A 12,798-nucleotide genomic window follows, 5' to 3' on the forward strand; every position below is an offset into this window, starting at 1 on the left:
GCGTTGCACCGCCGTTGCCGTGTCGGTCGCAATATAGGTGCATTCAGGACAGGCGGCGGTCGTCGGCATGTCCGCGACATCCATTTGTCCTTCACCGCGAACGGCACGCCATAGAGTGGCAGGGCCGCCCGCTCCGCCGCCGTCAACGCCTCCAGCGCCGCGGCCCGCGCCAGCAGGTCGTCGGCCGGCACGCGGTGGATCCAGACATGATCCTCGCCGGCCATCGCGATCCGATCCAGCACGACGCGGACGACCGCCCCCGGCGTCAGCGTTCCGTCGCGGTAACCCTGATCGAGTCCCGCAAGATCGAGACGAACGGCATCGGACACTCCGGCGCTGCTGTTGGGGAGCGGTGACATGGGATCACTCCTTGTTCGGACAGGGCAAGGCCGGTGGAGAGCCGATTTCGCTCAACCGACCATTATTGCATGCAATATGTCTGTCTAAGCATGAATGCTGCGCCAATCCGCGTCAACAACGGACATCTTGCATGCAATTTTCAGATCAAGCCTCCGCCGATCCGGCCAACGGCGCTCGGGCAAGGCCGAGCCGTTCCAACTCGGCGGCGACCCTCAGGCAGCGGTCCTCCCGCCAGGGGGCGGCGATAACCTGGATGCCGATGGGCAACGCGCCCGGCAGCGCCATCGGCACGGCACAGACCGGCAGGCCGATGCAGGAGATCGGCTGGGTGAACAGGCCCAGATGCGGCCGCACCGGCATCTCGCGACCGTCCAGCACCATCGTCTTCTGCCCGACCAGCGGCGCGGTGCAGGGGGTGGCCGGGGCCAGCAGGACGTCGACCTCGCGGAACAGCGCCATCACCTGATCATGGTACCAGCGCCGCACCCGCTGGGCCTGGACATACCACGCCGCGGGCAGCAGGGCGCCGGCCAGGAAACGGTCGCGCGTGTCAGGATCGAAGTCACCGGCCCGAATCCGCAACCGGTCGAGATGGAAGGCCGAGCTTTCGGCGTTGGTGATGATGTAGGCCGCCGCCCGGCCCAGTTCCGCCCCCGGCACCTCGACCACCCGATCGGTGCCGAGCGCTTTGGCGGCGCGTTCGACCGCGTCATGCGCCTCCGACAGGCCGCCGCGCGAGAAATAGCCGCCGGCAACGGCGATTCGCAGCCCGTCCAGACCGGCTCCCAGCTTGGGCGACACCGGTTCCACCGGCCGGCCGGCACAGGCGTGGTCGCCCTCCGCCGGACCTTGCAGCACATCGTAGGCGAGCGCCAGATCGCGCGCCGACCGGGCGAAGGGGCCGAGATGGTCCAGGCTGTCGCAGAAGGGGAAACTTCCATGCCGGGTCAGCCGCCCATAGGTCGGCTTCAATCCGAAGATGCCGCACAGCGAGGACGGCACCCGGATCGACCCATTGGTGTCCGACCCCAGCGACAAGGGGGCCAGCCCCGCCGCCGTCGCCGCACCGCAGCCCGATGACGATCCGCCGGCCATCCGCGCCGGGTCATGCGGGTTGCGGCAGGCGCCGTCATGGACGTTCTCGCCGGTGAAGTCATAGGCGTACTCGCCCATGTTGAGCCCGCCGACCAGCACCGCGCCGGCCCCTGTCAGCCGTTGCAGCAGCACCGCGTCAGCACTGGCCGCCGGACGCTCCCGGTTGATGAGCGAACCGGCACGGGTCGGCAGCCCGCGGATGTCGAACAGGTTCTTGACCGCCACCGGCACCCCGGCCAGCGGTCCGGGATCCGCCCCGGCGGCGATGCGGCCGTCGAGATCCGCCGCCTCGGCCCGTGCCCGGTCGGCGGTGATGTCGGTGAAGGCGTTCAGCACCGGGTTCAGCCGTGCGATGCGATCCAGCGCCGCCTCGGTGACTGCCGAGGCGGACAGGCTGCCGCCGCGCACCGCCGCGGCGATCTCCCAGGCGGGGAGCGCCATGATGCCGGCGCTCATGCGGCACCCGACGGGGTTTGACCGGGCGCGAACACCGGCGCCGGTTCCAGCGCGTCGTCGGCCAGCGGCGCCGCCATCAGCGTCGCGGCCATGGTCTGGGCCAGCGTCAGGAAGGCCGCCACACCCGGTTTATGGGCGTCGGCGATGGTCAGCCCGCAGGCGGGCGCCATCGCCTCCATATGGAGGAGTGGATCGAAGGCAGGATCGGTCATGCGTCGGGGACTCCCATCCGGAAAGGCGCTGTGACAGCGGCAGCGAGAGGGGGAAAGTCGGGCGGCGGGGGCTGGTCTGCATGCAGTCTTGCATGCAATATGGTGCAGGCGCCACCTGTTTGCAGACGGAAAGGACGAGCAGCATGGATCCCCAGAACGCCGTGACCGACGATGCGGAGATCAACCGGCCCGACGTGATCGCCGCGGTGACGGCGGCCTTCGAACGGTACGAGGCGGCCCTGATGAGCAACGACGTCGCCACCCTGAACGCGCTGTTCTGGCAGGATCCGCGTACGGTGCGCTTCGGCGCCGACGGTCCAGCCTACGGGATCGACGCCATTGCCGCCTTCCGCCGCGGACGTGACGTTTCCGATCTCGCCCGCGTGCTGGAAAGGGTGGTGATCACCAGCTTCGGCGACCGTTTCGCCACGGCGCTGTGCGCCTACCGCCGCACCGCGACCGGCCGGGTCGGCTGGCAGAGCCAGAGCTGGGTGCGGATGCCCGACGGCTGGCGGATCGTCGCCGCCCATGTCAGCCTGGGGCCGGCGCCCTGACGGCCCCCAAAAACAGCGGGGTCCCGACTTCGGGCTTGCCCGGATTGGCTGCGGCGATACGCAAGGCTGGAACCATTGCGCGCATCCCATGTATACCACGGCAGCTGTCTATCGCGGCGGCGCGCATGACCGCGGGAAGAGGATACACCCAGCCATGACCTTGCAGGCCGGACCCGGTTTGCGCCTGGAGCAGGACGACACCACCGAGCCGCTGGACCGCCAGTCGCGCGGAACGTTGGCGGAAACCCTGCGGCGGCATCTGGCCGACGATATCCTGGACGGCCGCCTGCTGCCCGGCGTCCGCCTGGACGAGCAGGAGTTGGCCGCCCGCTTCGGCGTCTCGCGCACCCCGGTGCGCGAGGCGTTCAAGCTGCTGGCCGCCACCGGGCTGGTGCAGGTGCGCCCCAACAAGGGCGTCGTCGTCACCTCCATCACCCCGGAACGGCTGGCGCAGATGTTCGAGGTGATGGGTGAGATCGAGGCGGCCTGCGCCCGCTTCGCCGCCCAGCGCATGACAGCGGAGGAGCGCCAGCGGCTGGCCGCCCTGCATGCCGAAGCCGGGGCTCTTGCCCGTGCCGGTGACCGCGAGGCCTATGACGCCATGAACACCCGCTTCCATTCCGCCATCTATGCCGGGGCGCACAACGATTACATGCAGGAGACCGCCCAGGCGATCCGCCAGCGCCTGCGCCCCTTCCGCCGTGCCCAGTTCCGCGTCAGCGGCCGGCTGTCGCTGTCCTGGCTGGAGCATGACTCGGTGGTGCGCGCCATCCTGCATGGCGATGGCGAGGCCGCCTATCACGCGCTGCGCCTGCACGTCTCCACGGTCGGCGATGCGTCGGCCGATTATGTCGGCAGGTCGGCCGGCTGAACGGCCATTCGGAAGGCAGTCGCCACCCTGCATGCACGAATGCATGCAGGGTGGCCGAGGGATCGACTAAAAAAATAATATATATATCAGCGAGTTAATAGAAATTGGTCGTTATGATTCCTAGCTCGCGATGATTATCGCACGCCCTGCTTGAACGCTTGTCAGGCAGATTTGGGCGCCGAGGCGAAAAAACAGGCACACAAACAGGCTTATCGATCCGCTCGGCCCCACTCTTGAATACAATCCGGCTGGATTCCTGCCGCCATGCCCGCCCGCCCCTCCCCTGGCACAGGTTTTGCGGATGGCCCCGGCAAACCTGCACCACACGACAAGGGGTATGCACCATGGGCAACGCATTGCGCTTTTCCCGCCGCTCCGTTCTGAGGACGATGACGGCTGCCGGTGGGCTGGGGGCGCTCGGCGCCGGGCTGCCCTGGACGCCGGCCATGGCGAAGACCCTGGTGATCGGCTTCCTCTATGTCGGCCCGCGCGACGATTACGGATACAACCAGGCCCATGCCGAAGGGGCCGCCGCCGTCAAGGCGATGCCAGGCGTCAAGGTTCTGGAGGAGGAGAAGGTCCCCGAGACCATCGATGTCGAGAACAGCATGGAGAGCATGATCAACCTCGACGGCGCCTCTCTGCTGTTCCCGACCTCCTTCGGCTATTTCGATCCCTATGTGCTGAAGGAGGCGAAGAAGCATCCCGACCTGACCTTCCTGCATTGCGGCGGGCTGTGGACGCCGGGCAAGCATCCGACCAATGTCGGCAGCTATTTCGGCTACATCGACGAGGCGGAATATCTGTCGGGCATCGTCGCCGCCTATGCCAGCAAGTCGAAGAAGCTGGGCTTCGTCGCCGCCAAGCCGATCCCGCAGGTGCTGCGCAACATCAACTCCTTCACGCTGGGCGCCCGCTCGGTCGATCCGACCATCACCACGGCGGTGGTCTTCACCGGCGACTGGTCGATGCCGGTCAAGGAGGCGGAGGCGGCCAACAGCCTGATCGACCAGGGCGCCGACGTGCTGACCTGCCATGTCGACAGCCCCAAGGTGATCGTGGAGACCGCCGAGAAGCGCGGCGTCTTCTGCACCGGCTACCATGCCAGCCAGGCGACGCTGGCGCCGAAGGGCTATCTGACCGGCGCCGAATGGAACTGGGCCAAGGTCTACACCGACTTCGTGAAGATGGTGCAGGGCGGGATCAAGCCGCCCAACCTCGTGCGCGGCGGGCTGAAGGAGGGCATCATCAAGACCTCCCCCTATGGCGCGGCGGTGTCCGACGCCGCGCGCAAGCACGCCGACGACGTCAAGGCCAAGTTCATGGACGGCAGCTTCGTCATCTACAAGGGTCCGATCAAGGACAACAAGGGCAACAGCGTGATCGCCGAGGGCAAGAGCCACGGCCAGACCGACATCGCGCTGGAATCGATGAACTGGCTGGTCGAGGGCGTGACCGGCTCGATCTCCTGACGCTCTCTCTCCTGACCGCAGAAGAATAGCCGGGAGTGCCGCCGATGCGACCGTTCCTGCACGGTGCCGTGACCAGACTGTCCGCAACACGCTTATCAGCTGTCCTGGCTGCCCCCCTCTCAGCCCTGGCGCCGCCGGTCGCGGCGGTGGCGGTGTCGCTCGCCCTGTTCGGCGCCTTCGTGGCGCTGGTCGGGGTCGATCCGGTGGAGATGTACCAGCTGATGTACCGGGGCGCCTTCGGCACCTGGTTCTCGTGGCAGAACACGCTGACCCGCGCGGCACCGCTGATCCTGACCGCGCTGTGCACGGCGCTGCCAGCCCAGCTCGGGCTGGTGATCATCGGTGGCGAGGGCGCGCTGGTGCTGGGTGCGCTGGCCGCCGCGGCGACGGGCATGGCATTGAACGGCGCGCCGGCGGCGCTGGTCCTGCCGGCGATGGCGCTGGCCGGCATGGCCGGCGGCGCGCTGCTGATCGGCGGGGCCGGGGCGCTGCGCCAGTGGCGCGGCGTCAACGAGACGATCTCCAGCCTGCTGCTGACCTACATCGCCATCGCCGTGCTGAACCACATGGTGGAAGGGCCGCTGAAGGACCCGTCCAGCCTCAACAAGCCTTCCACCCCGCCGCTGGCCGACGCCTACATGATCGGCACCCTGCCGGGCAGCAGCGTCCATTGGGGGCTGGTGGCCGGCATCGTCTGCGCGGTGGCGGCCTGGGTGCTGATGCGGCGGACCACCTTCGGCTTCGCCGCCCGCATGGTCGGCGGCAACCCACGGGCGGCGCGGATGGCCGGGCTGCCGGTCGGCCGGCTGCTGGTCGTCACCACGGCGCTGGCCGGGGCGGCGGCCGGGCTGGCCGGCATGGTGGAGGTCGCGGCGGTGCATGGCCGGGCCAGCGCCTCGCTGGTCGCCGGCTATGGGTCCACCGGCATCCTGGTCGCCTTCCTCGCCCGGCAGAACCCGCTGGCGGTCATCCCGGTCGCCGTGCTGTTCGGCGGCATCGGCGCCAGCGGCGGCCTGCTGCAACGCCGGCTGGATCTGCCCGACGCCTCGGTCCTGGTGCTGCAGGGCATCATCTTCGTCGTGCTGCTGGCGAGCGAGGCCATGCGGGGCCGCCTGCGTCTGTTCACCTTCGCCCGCCCGACCGCCGCTCCCAAGGAGGCCTGAGCATGGACCACGCGTCGCTGGGATGGTGGGGGGTGCCGCTGGCCGTGCTGGCCGGGGCGATCCGCGTCTCCACCCCCTTCCTGTTCGTCAGCCTGGGCGAATGCCTGACGGAAAAGAGCGGGCGCATCAATCTGGGCCTGGAAGGCACGCTGGTGATGGGCGCCATGAGCGGCTACGCCACCGCCTACCTGACCGGCAACCCGTGGGCCGGGGTGCTGGTCGCCGGGCTGGCCGGCTCTCTGCTCGGCACGCTGCACGCGATGATCTGCGCGCTGGAGCGGGTCAACGACATCGCGGTCGGCATCGCCCTGATGCTGCTGGGCACCGGGCTGGCCTTTTTCCTCGGCAAGCCCTTCATCCAGCCGCAAGCGCCGCAGCTGCCCTCAATTCCCTTCGGCTGGTGGAGCGGCTCGGCGCAGGTGCGCTCGGCGCTGGATATCAACCCGCTGTTCCTGGTCGGTCTGGCGCTGGCTCCGCTGCTGCTGTGGGGGCTGCGCACCACGCGCTGGGGCATGGTGCTGCGCATCGTCGGCGAAAGCGCCGAGGCCGCCCGCGCCATGGGCTATCATATCAACCGGGTGCGCCTGCTCGCCACCGCGGCGGGCGGCTTCTTCGCCGGGGTCGGCGGCTCCTTCCTGTCGCTGTCCTACCCCGGCAGCTGGAACGAGCGGCTGTCGAGCGGCCAGGGCATCACCGCGGTGGCGCTGGTCATCTTCGCCCGCTGGGACCCGGTGCTGTGCGTCTGGGCCTCGCTGCTGTTCGGCGGGGCGGGGGCGCTGGGGCCGGCGCTGCAATCGGTCGGGGTGACGCAGGGCTACCACCTGTTCAACGCCGCCCCTTATGTCCTGACGCTCGCCATCATGATCGCCACCTCGTCCTCGCGCCACCGGCTGGCCGGTGCGCCGGCCGAACTGTCCGTCACCCGATAGGAGATCCGCCATGACCGAGCGTTTCGTGCCGGCCGAACCCTATCCCTGGCCCTACAACGGCGACCTGACGCCGGCCAACACCGCGCTGATCGTCATCGACATGCAGACGGACTTCTGCGGCACCGGCGGCTATGTCGACAGCATGGGCTATGATCTCAGCCTGACCCGCGCGCCGATCGAGCCGATCCGGGCGGTGCTGGCGGCGATGCGGACCGGCGGCTACCACATCCTGCACACCCGCGAGGGGCACCGGCCCGACCTGTCCGACCTGCCGGCCAACAAGCGCTGGCGGTCGCGGCGAATCGGCGCCGGCATCGGCGACCCCGGCCCCTGCGGCCGCATCCTGGTCCGCGGCGAGCCGGGCTGGGAGATCATCCCCGAACTGGCGCCGCTGCCCGGCGAGCCGGTGATCGACAAGCCGGGCAAGGGCAGTTTCTGCGCCACCGACCTGGAGTTGATCCTGACCACCCGCGGCATCCGCAATCTGGTGCTGACCGGCATCACCACCGATGTCTGTGTCCACACGACGATGCGCGAGGCGAACGACCGCGGTTTCGAATGCCTGCTGCTGGCCGATTGCTGCGGCGCCACCGATCCCGGCAACCACGCCGCGGCGGTCAAGATGGTGACGATGCAGGGCGGCGTCTTCGGCGCCGTTTCAAATTCCCGCGACTTCATCGAGGCGCTGCCATGAACGTGATGTCCCGGATCCTCCCGTCTTCCGCCAGTGTTCCGCCCCCGCCCCTCCCGCTGCACCACGCCGACGGCCCACCTGCGCCGGGACTGGAAGCTGTGGCGATCACCAAGCGTTTCGGCGCCTTCACCGCGCTCGATAGCGTGTCGCTGAAGCTGCGCCCCGGCACCGTCCACGCCCTGCTTGGCGAAAACGGCGCCGGCAAGAGCACGTTGGTGAAGTGCATCATGGGCTTTTACCGGCCGGACGAGGGCGCGGTGGTGGTCGGCGACCGCGAGGTGGTGATCGGCGATCCGCGCTCCGCCCAGACCCACGGCCTGGGCATGGTCTATCAGCATTTTACCCTGGTGCCGCGCATGACGGTGCTGGAAAATCTGGTGATGGCGCGGGCCAGCGTCCCCGCCGTGATCGACTGGCGGGCGGAGCGGCGGCGGCTGGCCGCCTTTCTTGACACCATGCCCTTCACCATCGACGTCGACGCGGCGGTCGCCACGCTGGCCGCCGGCGACAAGCAGAAGGCGGAGATCGTCAAGCAGCTCTACCTCGACGCCCGCGTGCTGATCCTCGACGAGCCGACCTCGGTCCTGACCCCGGACGAGGCCGACGAGACGCTGGGGCTGATCCGCGGCATGGCGCTGGCCGGGCGGCTCAGCGTGCTGATCATCACCCACAAGTTCCGCGAAGTGATGGCATTCGCCGACGACGTGACCGTGCTGCGGCGCGGCCGGCTCGCCGGGTCGGGGGCGGTCGCCGACCACACGCCCGACAGCCTTGCCCGGCTGATGATCGGCGACAGCAGCACGGCGGTGCCGGTCGAGCGTCGGGGTCCGCCCGGAAGGGCGGCGCGGCTGCGGATCGCCGGCCTGCGCGCCAACGACGACAGCGGCCTGCCGGCACTGCACGGCGTCGATCTGACGGTACAGGTGGGCGAGATCGTCGGGGTCGCCGGAGTGTCCGGCAACGGGCAGGTCGAGCTGGTGCAGGTGCTGGCCGGCCAGCGCGCCGCCACCGCCGGCAGCGTGCAGGTCGGCGGCGAGCCCTACCGCGCGACGCGGGAGGAGATGCGGCGCCACAAGGTCCACTGCCTGCCGGAAGAACCGTTGCGCAATGCCTGCGTGCCCGGCATGAGCGTGGCGGAGAACATGGCTTTCCGCAGCTTCGACGAGCCGCCGATCACGCGTGGTGGCGGCTGGCTGGGCAGCTGGTGGCTGGACCCGGCGGCGATGCGCCGCGCGGCGCTCGACCTGATCGCCCGCTACCGGGTGAAGACCACCGGGCCGGACGCGCCGATCGCCACCCTGTCCGGCGGCAACGTCCAGCGCGCCGTGCTGGCCCGCGAGCTGTCGCGCGAGGTCGATGTGCTGATCGCCGCCAACCCGGTGTTCGGCCTGGATTTCGCCGCGGTCGCCGACATCCACGCCCAGATCGTCGAAGCGCGCAACCGCGGCACCGCGGTGCTGCTGGTCAGCGAGGATCTCGACGAACTGCTGGAACTCTCCGACCGGCTGGTGGTGATGTCGCATGGCGCCATCGTCCATGAGACCACCCCGGCCGCGGCCGATCTTACGGTCATCGGACGCTGCATGGCCGGCCACTGACAGATTGACGACGCCAGACTGATTATGGGACAGACTGATGATGGACGGAGCTGCCGCCATGCTGACGATTCCCTCCCTGCCCTACCCCTTCACCGCCCCAGCGGAGCGGATGGCGCTGATCGTCATCGACATGCAGCGCGATTTCCTGGAGCCCGGCGGCTTCGGTGAGGCCCTGGGCAACGACGTGACGCAGTTGCGTCCGTCGGTGGCCCCGACCCGTGCGCTGCTCGACGCCTTCCGCGCCCGCGGACTGCCGGTCATCCACACCAAGGAGGTCCATCGGCCCGACCTGTCCGACTGCCCGCCCTCCAAGCTCAACCGCGGCGGCGGCCCGCTGCGCATCGGCGATCCGGGACCGATGGGCCGCATCCTCATCGCCGGTGAACCCGGCAGCGACATCATCCCCGAACTCGCCCCGCTGGCGGGCGAGTTCGTGATCGAGAAGCCCGGCAAGGGCGCCTTCTACGCCACGCCGCTGGCCGACGTGCTGGCCGAACTCGGCACCAGCCATCTCGTCTTCGCCGGCGTCACCACCGAAGTCTGCGTGCAGACCACCATGCGCGAGGCCAATGACCGCGGCTTCGAATGCCTGCTGGTCGAAGACGCCACCGACAGCTATTTCCCAGCCTTCAAGGCGGCGACCCTGGCGATGATCCGTGCCCAGGGGGGCATCGTCGGCTGGACCGCCCTCAGCACCGCAGTGGTGGCGGCGCTGGGGGCGCGCCCAGGTCCAGTTGGTGGGTAACCCAAGGCCACCCGCCGCGTTCACGGTCCGGTGCCCCTGACGTATCCGGCACCGCCATGCCGGCGAAGCCGGACGAGCGGGCGGCGGAGATCGCACGGCCGCGACGCGATCTGGAGCGCGCCCGGCAAGAACGCCGACATTTTTAAAGACCATCAGCATCTTCTCGGGCATGCCGCTCTCCGCGCAGAGGGAAGCACCGCCAACCAAGTGCAGACTTCGCGCGGCTGGCCCGGGCGGTTGCCGACGAAGCGCTGCAGCATCGCCTTGCCGCGTTCCAAAGCCCGACCTCGATCCCCTCCCCCTCCATGCGACAGTGGCCGTCACCGAAAAACATGGTTTCGGTATCGAGGGTTTTTGGGCAGGCTTGCGGCAACGCTTTGGTGAAACATAAGGAACAGCAAATGATCGGGACCGTGGCCGGACTGGATGAACTGACGGCCGAGATGACGGCGTGGCGGCGTGATCTGCACGCCCATCCGGAAACCGCCTTCGAGGAGCAGCGGACCAGCGATTTCGTCGCGGATAAGCTGGCCTCCTTTGGGTTGGAGGTGCATCGCGGCCTCGCCAGGACCGGTCTGGTCGGGCTCCTGCGCAATGGCGAGGGGCCGATGGTCGGCTTCCGCGCCGACATGGACGCGCTGCACATCCACGAGGAAACCAACCTTCCGCACAGCTCGCGCAATCCGGGGCGCATGCATGCCTGCGGCCATGACGGGCACACCGCCATGCTGCTGGGTGCGGCCCACTACCTGACCGAACACCCCGAGCTGTTCCAAGGTACCATCGCCTTCATCTTCCAGCCGGCCGAGGAGAATGAGGGCGGCGGCCGCGTGATGGTGGAGGAAGGGCTGTTCGACCGCTTCCCCGTCGAAAAGGTCTTCGGCATGCACAATTGGCCGGGGCTGGAGGTCGGCCGCATCGCGCTGCGCCCCGGCCCGCTGATGGCCGCCTACGACATCTTCGAGCTGACCCTGACCGGCAAGGGCACCCACGCCGGCATGCCGCATATGGGGACCGACACCATCATGGTCGGCAGCCAGATCGTCTCCGCCTTCCAGACCATCGCCAGCCGCAGCGTGCATCCCATCGATTCGGCCGTCGTCAGCGTCACGCAGTTCCACGCCGGCGACACATGGAACGTCCTGCCGGGGACCGCCGTGCTGCGCGGCACCGTCCGCACCTTCCGGCCGGAGGTCCAGGATCTGGTGCAGCGCCGCATGGGCGAAGTGGCCACCGCCATCGCCGCCGGATTCGGAGTCGAGGCCAGCCTGCGCTACGAGCGGCGCTATCCACCCACCACCAACAGTGCCGCCGAGACGGAACTGGCCCGGCGGGCGGCCGCATGGGTGGTCGGAGAAGAGGCGCTCGATCTCGATCCGATGCCAAGCATGGGGGCGGAAGACTTCTCCTTCATGCTGCAGAAGCGGCCCGGCTGCTACGTCTGGGTTGGTGCCGGCCCATCGGACCAGGGCCGCAATCTGCACAGCCCCCACTATGATTTCAACGATGACGTGCTGCCGATCGGCGCCAGCTATTGGGTGCGGCTTGCGGAAACCGTCCTGCCGAAATGATGCAGGCCATGTACAAACGGACTGATTTCCCAAGCAAACCGCATGACATGAAAAAGTTTCTGCGAAAAAATCTTGGGAATTGCGTACGTGTGTCCATTGTCCCATAGTTCGGCAGGAAGCGGATGGCCCTAACTCCAAAAGGGGATAAGGCCCGGCGGATTTCGGCCGAACAGGGGCAGGTGCGACGTGACGAACCAAGGGGCACATCGGGCGGCAGGTCAGGCACAGGGCATTCCAGGCCAGGGCGGCATCTGGCAACGTCCGGATTCGCTGTGGGAAGCCACCGCCCCGCCGCCTCCGGTCCTGCCGGTTTTGCAGGACGACGTGCAGGCTGACGTGCTGGTGATCGGCGGCGGCTTCACCGGGCTTTCCGCCGGTCTGCATGCGGCTGAGGCCGGGCGCCGCGTGGTGGTTCTGGAGGCGTCGGAGCTTGGGCGTGGCGCCTCCGGCCGCAACAACGGGCAGGTCATCCCGACATTGACCCGTCCCGACCCCGCCGACCTCATCGACCGCTTCGGTTGGGAAAGCGGGGAGCGCCTGGTCGGACTGATCCGCGACAGCGCCTCCACCCTGTTCGATCTGGTGCGCCGCCTCGGCATCGACTGCGCGGCGGAGCAGACCGGCTGGGTTCAGCCGGTCCATTCGCCGGGCCGCATCAGGATCGCCGAGTGCCGGGCAACGCAATGGGGCAAGTTCGGCGCCGATGTCGAGCTGCTCGACCGCGCCGCCGTCTCCGCCATTCTCGGCACGGACGCCTATTTCGGCGGCTGGATGAACCGGACCGGCGGGCACATCAACCCGCTGGCGCTGGTGCGCGGACTCGCCGCCAAGGCGGTCGCCGCCGGGGCGGCGGTCTACCTCAATTCCCCCGCTTTGTCGGTGCAGCGCCGTGGTGAGTCCTGGGTCGTCCGCACCCCGCAGGGCATGGTGACCGCCGATTCCCTGGTGCTGGGCACCAACGGCTATGCCGCCGCCGTCTTCCGGAAATCCGGACGGAGGTGGTTCCGGTCCTGTCCTGGCAGATGGCGACCGCTCCCCTGGGCGACAACGTCCGCAAATCCATCCTGCCGGGCCGGCA

12 protein-coding genes and 1 pseudogene are annotated in these 12,798 nt (G+C 68.7%); 10 read left to right on the plus strand and 3 right to left on the minus strand.

Features of this window, described 5'->3' with window-relative positions; translation table 11 throughout:
• From I71_RS35740 to I71_RS08470, 3 genes and pseudogenes are all read right to left on the minus strand, one after another.
• Nucleotides 1-359 (minus strand): annotated as a pseudogene (locus I71_RS35740) (hypothetical protein); the annotation flags it as partial.
• A gap of 145 nt (nucleotides 360-504) precedes the next feature.
• Nucleotides 505-1,911: an AtzE family amidohydrolase gene (locus I71_RS08465; protein ID WP_042693814.1), complete on the minus strand. Its 1,407-nt coding sequence runs from the start codon at nucleotides 1,909-1,911 to the stop codon at nucleotides 505-507.
• Nucleotides 1,908-2,123, minus strand: a complete 216-nt coding sequence (locus tag I71_RS08470) for a DUF4089 domain-containing protein (RefSeq protein WP_042693816.1) — start codon at nucleotides 2,121-2,123, stop codon at nucleotides 1,908-1,910. Before I71_RS08470 ends, I71_RS08465 begins: the two co-directional genes overlap by 4 nt.
• A gap of 143 nt (nucleotides 2,124-2,266) precedes the next feature.
• On the opposite strand from I71_RS08470, the gene hpxZ reads away from it, so the two are divergent.
• From hpxZ to I71_RS08520, 10 genes are all read left to right on the plus strand, one after another.
• Nucleotides 2,267-2,677, plus strand: a complete 411-nt coding sequence (gene hpxZ, locus I71_RS08475) for an oxalurate catabolism protein HpxZ (RefSeq protein WP_042693818.1) — start codon at nucleotides 2,267-2,269, stop codon at nucleotides 2,675-2,677.
• Nucleotides 2,678-2,831: 154 nt separating this feature from the next.
• A complete protein-coding gene (locus I71_RS08480; RefSeq protein WP_083897050.1) occupies nucleotides 2,832-3,548 on the plus strand; it encodes a GntR family transcriptional regulator in 717 nt (238 codons plus the stop codon).
• Between the two features lie 344 nt (nucleotides 3,549-3,892).
• The gene (locus tag I71_RS08485) at nucleotides 3,893-5,020 is read left to right on the plus strand and encodes a BMP family ABC transporter substrate-binding protein (RefSeq protein ID WP_085940694.1); all 1,128 of its coding nucleotides are present in this window, start codon (nucleotides 3,893-3,895) and stop codon (nucleotides 5,018-5,020) included.
• A gap of 44 nt (nucleotides 5,021-5,064) precedes the next feature.
• Nucleotides 5,065-6,183 (plus strand): ABC transporter permease, encoded by a 1,119-nt coding sequence (locus I71_RS08490; RefSeq protein WP_244433709.1) that lies wholly within the window; start codon nucleotides 5,065-5,067, stop codon nucleotides 6,181-6,183.
• A 2-nt stretch (nucleotides 6,184-6,185) separates the two neighbouring features.
• Nucleotides 6,186-7,112 carry an ABC transporter permease gene (locus I71_RS08495; RefSeq protein WP_042693822.1) on the plus strand — a complete coding sequence of 309 codons (927 nt, stop codon included), beginning with the start codon at nucleotides 6,186-6,188 and terminating at the stop codon, nucleotides 7,110-7,112.
• Nucleotides 7,113-7,122: 10 nt separating this feature from the next.
• The gene (locus I71_RS08500) at nucleotides 7,123-7,806 is read left to right on the plus strand and encodes a cysteine hydrolase family protein (protein WP_042693824.1); all 684 of its coding nucleotides are present in this window, start codon (nucleotides 7,123-7,125) and stop codon (nucleotides 7,804-7,806) included.
• Nucleotides 7,807-7,904: 98 nt separating this feature from the next.
• The gene (locus I71_RS08505; RefSeq protein ID WP_244433710.1) at nucleotides 7,905-9,404 is read left to right on the plus strand and encodes an ABC transporter ATP-binding protein; all 1,500 of its coding nucleotides are present in this window, start codon (nucleotides 7,905-7,907) and stop codon (nucleotides 9,402-9,404) included.
• 37 nt (nucleotides 9,405-9,441) lie between these two features.
• Nucleotides 9,442-10,149: a cysteine hydrolase family protein gene (locus I71_RS08510; RefSeq protein ID WP_244433711.1), complete on the plus strand. Its 708-nt coding sequence runs from the start codon at nucleotides 9,442-9,444 to the stop codon at nucleotides 10,147-10,149.
• A 401-nt stretch (nucleotides 10,150-10,550) separates the two neighbouring features.
• Nucleotides 10,551-11,720, plus strand: coding sequence for a M20 aminoacylase family protein (locus I71_RS08515; protein ID WP_042693828.1), 1,170 nt, complete (start codon nucleotides 10,551-10,553; stop codon nucleotides 11,718-11,720).
• 186 nt (nucleotides 11,721-11,906) lie between these two features.
• The coding region (locus tag I71_RS08520; RefSeq protein ID WP_199902135.1) for an FAD-binding oxidoreductase at nucleotides 11,907-12,798 on the plus strand (892 nt) is incomplete at its 3' end.

This window comes from Azospirillum sp. B506 (assembly GCF_000333595.1).
GTDB lineage: Bacteria > Pseudomonadota > Alphaproteobacteria > Azospirillales > Azospirillaceae > Azospirillum.

Bases quoted from the DNA above. Each gene is read 5' to 3' on its own strand.
- I71_RS08465 (WP_042693814.1), bottom strand. From the start codon at position 1,911: ATGAGCGCCGGCATCATGGCGCTCCCCGCCTGGGAGATCGCCGCGGCG.
- I71_RS08470 (WP_042693816.1), bottom strand. From the start codon at position 2,123: ATGACCGATCCTGCCTTCGATCCACTCCTCCATATGGAGGCGATGGCG.
- hpxZ (WP_042693818.1), top strand. From the start codon at position 2,267: ATGGATCCCCAGAACGCCGTGACCGACGATGCGGAGATCAACCGGCCC.
- I71_RS08480 (WP_083897050.1), top strand. From the start codon at position 2,832: ATGACCTTGCAGGCCGGACCCGGTTTGCGCCTGGAGCAGGACGACACC.
- I71_RS08485 (WP_085940694.1), top strand. From the start codon at position 3,893: ATGGGCAACGCATTGCGCTTTTCCCGCCGCTCCGTTCTGAGGACGATG.
- I71_RS08490 (WP_244433709.1), top strand. From the start codon at position 5,065: ATGCGACCGTTCCTGCACGGTGCCGTGACCAGACTGTCCGCAACACGC.
- I71_RS08495 (WP_042693822.1), top strand. From the start codon at position 6,186: ATGGACCACGCGTCGCTGGGATGGTGGGGGGTGCCGCTGGCCGTGCTG.
- I71_RS08500 (WP_042693824.1), top strand. From the start codon at position 7,123: ATGACCGAGCGTTTCGTGCCGGCCGAACCCTATCCCTGGCCCTACAAC.
- I71_RS08510 (WP_244433711.1), top strand. From the start codon at position 9,442: ATGATGGACGGAGCTGCCGCCATGCTGACGATTCCCTCCCTGCCCTAC.
- I71_RS08515 (WP_042693828.1), top strand. From the start codon at position 10,551: ATGATCGGGACCGTGGCCGGACTGGATGAACTGACGGCCGAGATGACG.